Here is a 4,384-nt window from a genome sequence, read left to right as displayed (position 1 = left end):
ATTTAATTATAGTCCTAACGCAAAAGTGGTGAAAGTTTTGTAACAACGCTGTTAAGTATTTGGTAAATGTTGCAGAACAGCGCGAAGTGCCTTACTTTAGTATCAAGAGGGGGATGTGAATTAATTTATGGCCCAGATTCTCGTTATCGAGGACGATTTGTTAATCAGAGAAACCGTGGAGTACAGCCTGAAAGGCGCCGGCTTCACTGTGGCGACCGCTGAAAACGGGGTCCAGGGCCTTGAAGAGATGAGCGAGCATACGCCCGACCTCGTCCTGCTCGACCTGCTGCTGCCCGGCATGGACGGCTTTGAGATCTGCAAAAAAATTCGTGAATCCGACGAGAACGTGCCGATTATTATGATCACCGCCCTCGAAGACCAGCGCAGCAAACTTAAAGGGTTCAGCGTCGGGGCCGACGATTACATCACCAAACCGTTTAGCATCGAAGAGCTGGTCGCCCGCATACGCGCAAATTTGAAGCGGACCCTTAAGAAAACCACCGAATCATCCGTCATCGAAATAGGGGATCTCACGCTTGATATGGTAAAACATACCATTGAGGTCGGCGGCAAAGAGGTCAAACTGCGCCTGAAAGAGTTCCAGCTTTTAACCGTTCTTGCATCCGGGCCCGGTGTCTTATTCACCCGCCAGGACCTTGCCGAGCGCGTGTGGGGATACGAGTTTTATGCGTCAAGCCGCACGATTGACGTACACATACGGCGCATCCGCAATAAAATAGAAGAGCACTCCCGCTTCTCCTATATCCAAACAGTCCACGGCCTCGGCTATAAATTCCAGGCCGAGGAGAAAATCCCATGCGCATAGGAAAAAAACTTGCCATTAGTTATGGGTTGCTTGCAGTACTTACCGCTCTGATCACCGGCTTTATATTGCGGGCCTTGATCGGCAACGCGGAGATTCTTGTAATCGTAGTCGGCGTGGCGCTCCTGGTGGTCTTGATGAGCTACTGGCTCTCGCGCTCCTTAACCAGCCCCTTAAGCCGGATGACGATTATGGCAGAGCGCATGGCGAGCGACGATCTCGAACACAGGCTCCCCGTTGAAAGAAGCGACGAGATCGGTGAGTTATCAAAGTCGCTTAACGACCTTGCGGCAAATCTTAAGGGAAGGATCGATGAGCTGCGCTCTGAAAAAACCAAAGCCGATCTCATCTTGGATAATATGGCCGAAGGCATCCTTCTCATCAACGGCAATAGCGAGGTTATCCTGACCAACCCCACTATTGAACGAATTTTTCAAGTCAGAACCGACAACATTGTCGGCTATCCGGTACTTCATTCAGTTAGAAGCTTTGATCTCGACCGCGCCGTTCAGGAATCCGTGGTATCCGGCAAGGAAGTCGTGGACGAGATCGACCTGCAGGCGCCGTTTCGACGGCTTCGAATCCGCGTCATGCCGATTAAAAGCAGCACCGGCGAGAGGCAAACCCTTGCCGTAATCAGGGATATCACCAGACAGAAACAGGTCGAGAAACTGAGAAAAGACTTTGTCGCCAACATTTCTCACGAGCTAAAAACACCGTTAACGGGCTTAAAACTCCTCTCTGAAACGCTGCTGCGCAGTATCGATACCGACCCGGCTTCGAGCAGAATATTTATCAAGCGGCTGGATAAAGAGCTTAGCACTCTGATCAACATGGTATTGGAACTCATCGATCTATCAAAGCTCGAAACGCAGCAGGAGGCGATCGAAACAGTGCCGACCGATCTTGGAGAGCTTGTCAATGAGGTCGGCTTAAGCTTCTCCCAGCTTGCCGCGAGCAAAGGGCTTTCCCTCAACCTGAGCATCCCCGAGAACGTGCCGTTGGTCACAGGCGACAACGAACAGTTACTAACGCTTATACGAAATCTGGTGGACAACGCGATCAGGTACACTATGTCTGGCGGTAAGATCGACGTAAAACTCGAGCCGGTTGGTTCGCATATCGACCTCATCGTTCAGGATAATGGTATCGGTCTTGCAAAACGCGAGATCTCCAGGATTTTCGAGCGCTTCTACCGTGCGGATAAAGCGAGAAGCCGGGAGACCGGCGGGACCGGCCTGGGTCTTTCGATTGTCAAGCATATCGCCGAAAACCATAACGCGACAATCGAAGTCGACAGTTCTCTTGGCATCGGCAGCACATTCATAGTTAACTTTCCGCTAGATAAAGAATCTTCCAAACATAGTTAACCCCCCTATGCTAGACTGTGTTGCTTCCTGGGCAAACGAAAACCAGACTTATGTCTAGGCCTCTTTCGTTTCCAGACATACGGGTCGAGTTAACAATTATTTTACAAAATGGTTACATCTTTTTCACCACGAGCAGTCTCCTTCATTCTATCCTTAGGATAGGCCATTTTGAGGACACGGGCCCAAATCAAAGTGAGCCACATATCCTTTAGGAGGTTTAAATGGTATTATTTTCCCGTTTCTCTAAGAAAACAAAGTTGGTAGTAATCGCAGCTTTTGCCCTCGTAGTCGCTATTGCGATAGTTGGATGCGGTTCGAGCGGCGATACAAGCAACAGCAACACTGGTAGTTCAGAGAAGGGCTCCAATGCAAGTCTTTCCGGAAACGTCAAAATCGACGGTTCAAGCACGGTGTTTCCAATCAGCGAGGCCATGGCAGAGAATTTCATGAAAGCAAACCCTGGCGTTAACGTTACCGTCGGGTCGTCTGGAACAGGCGGCGGATTTAAAAAGTTCATAGCAGGCGAGACCGACATAAGCGATGCTTCAAGGCCGATTAAAGACAAGGAAAAGGCCGATGCAAAGAAAAACGGTCTTGAGTACATCGAAATTCCTGTCGCTTATGATGGTATCTCACTAGTTACCAATAAGGACAACACCTGGGCGAAATCAATCACGACTGCCGAGCTTAAGAAGATATGGGAGCCGGGTAGCAAGATTTCGACCTGGAAACAGGTTAATCCCGCATGGCCAGATACCAAGCTCTCCCTCTATGGTCCGAGCAGCGCACATGGAACGTTTGATTACTTTACCGATGAGATCAATGGTGGGGAAGGAGCAATCCGCACCGATTATCAGGTCAGTGAAGACTACAATGTAATGGTTCAGGGTGTCGAGGGCGACAAGGGTGGCCTTGCGTTCCTTGGATATGCCTACTATAAGCAGAATGAAAACAAGTTAAACATTCTTGCGGTTGATGGTGGCACAGGGCCGGTTGAACCGACCGAAGAAAGCATTAAAGACGGCTCGTACAAGCCGCTCGCTCGTCCGATTTTCATCTATGTGAGCAAGAAGGCACTCGAGCGTCCCGAAGTCAAAGCGTTTATTCAATACTACCTGACTGACGGAACTAAGCTCGTCTCAGATGTAGGATACATACCGCTAAACTCAGCTGATTACGATAAAAGCCTTAAGCTCGTCGAGTAATTGGGAGTTGTGCACAAAGTCGAATAAATAGAATCCATGTGGATAGCATCAGTAGCCGGTAATCCGGCGCTGATGCTATCGCCGTTGATTTTATAAAGGGTGATGGGATTGAACATGACAGAAGAAACAAGTAGCCTCGCTCCCGAAATCGTCCCCGACGACGCAACAGAATTAGTTCTCGGGGTCGCAGAGAAAAAGTTCAAATGGCGTGATATAAAAGAGAAACTGATTTATGCTCTTCTTTTTGGTTCGGTCTTGATCTCAGTGTTAACGACGATCGGGATTATCTTATCGTTGTTTACTGAAACATTCTCCTTTTTTAAAGAAGTCCCGATAAGCAAGTTTTTAACCGACACCCAATGGACCCCGCTCTTTCTCGATAAACATTTCGGTGTCCTGCCGCTTGTCGCCGGCACAACGATAATCCTCATCGGGTCGAGTATCGTTGCGCTGCCGCTCGGCTTGGCAAGCGCGATATATCTGAGCATGTATGCGAGCCCGACCGTCAGAAGAATCGTAAAACCGCTGCTTGAGATTCTCGCGGGAATCCCCACAGTTGTATACGGATATTTCGCGCTGACTTTTGTTACCCCGCTATTAAAAAACTTCCTGCCCGGCCTGCCCACGTTCAACGCGCTCAGCGCCAGTATCGTGGTAGGTATCATGATCATCCCGATGGTCTCTTCCCTCAGTGAGGACGCACTTATTTCCGTGCCTAAAACGCTGAAGGAGGCCGGTTTCGCGCTTGGGGCGACCCGCTACGAAGTTGCGACAAAGATCGTACTGCCAGCCGGGCTTTCCGGGGTAATCGCCTCGTTTATACTGGCGATTTCGAGGGCGGTAGGTGAGACGATGATCGTAATGCTTGCAGCGGGGTCGACGCCAAAATTTACGCTCAATCCGCTGGAGAGCATCCAGACGATGACCGCAAGCATCGTCCAAATCAGCATGGGCGACACGCCGCAGGGGACGATCGAGTACAAGAC

At 49.8% G+C, this 4,384-nt stretch carries 4 protein-coding genes; all 4 read left to right on the top strand.

Annotated elements, in window-relative coordinates:
- Positions 1 to 127: 127 nt before the first annotated feature.
- Positions 128 to 826, top strand: a complete 699-nt coding sequence (locus tag COY37_RS05950) for a response regulator transcription factor (RefSeq protein ID WP_286678973.1) — start codon at positions 128 to 130, stop codon at positions 824 to 826.
- The gene (locus COY37_RS05945) at positions 817 to 2,193 is read left to right on the top strand and encodes a HAMP domain-containing sensor histidine kinase (protein ID WP_286678972.1); all 1,377 of its coding nucleotides are present in this window, start codon (positions 817 to 819) and stop codon (positions 2,191 to 2,193) included. The genes COY37_RS05950 and COY37_RS05945 overlap by 10 nt, the downstream gene beginning before the upstream one ends.
- A 221-nt stretch (positions 2,194 to 2,414) precedes the next feature.
- Positions 2,415 to 3,398, top strand: coding sequence for a PstS family phosphate ABC transporter substrate-binding protein (locus COY37_RS05940; RefSeq protein WP_286678971.1), 984 nt, complete (start codon positions 2,415 to 2,417; stop codon positions 3,396 to 3,398).
- Positions 3,399 to 3,512: 114 nt separating this feature from the next.
- A partial coding sequence (gene pstC, locus COY37_RS05935; protein WP_286976727.1) for a phosphate ABC transporter permease subunit PstC occupies positions 3,513 to 4,384 on the top strand: 872 nt, incomplete at its 3' end.

This window comes from Candidatus Aquicultor secundus, from assembly GCF_002791875.1.
Classification (GTDB): domain Bacteria; phylum Actinomycetota; class Aquicultoria; order Aquicultorales; family Aquicultoraceae; genus Aquicultor_A; species Aquicultor_A secundus.
The sequence above is the reverse complement of the archived record's forward strand: the minus strand, read 5'-3'. Positions and strand labels throughout refer to the sequence as shown.

Excerpts from the sequence above, each read along its gene's own strand:
- COY37_RS05950 (WP_286678973.1), top strand. The coding sequence starts at position 128 with ATGGCCCAGATTCTCGTTATCGAGGACGATTTGTTAATCAGAGAAACC.
- COY37_RS05940 (WP_286678971.1), top strand. The coding sequence starts at position 2,415 with ATGGTATTATTTTCCCGTTTCTCTAAGAAAACAAAGTTGGTAGTAATC.
- COY37_RS05945 (WP_286678972.1), top strand. The coding sequence starts at position 817 with ATGCGCATAGGAAAAAAACTTGCCATTAGTTATGGGTTGCTTGCAGTA.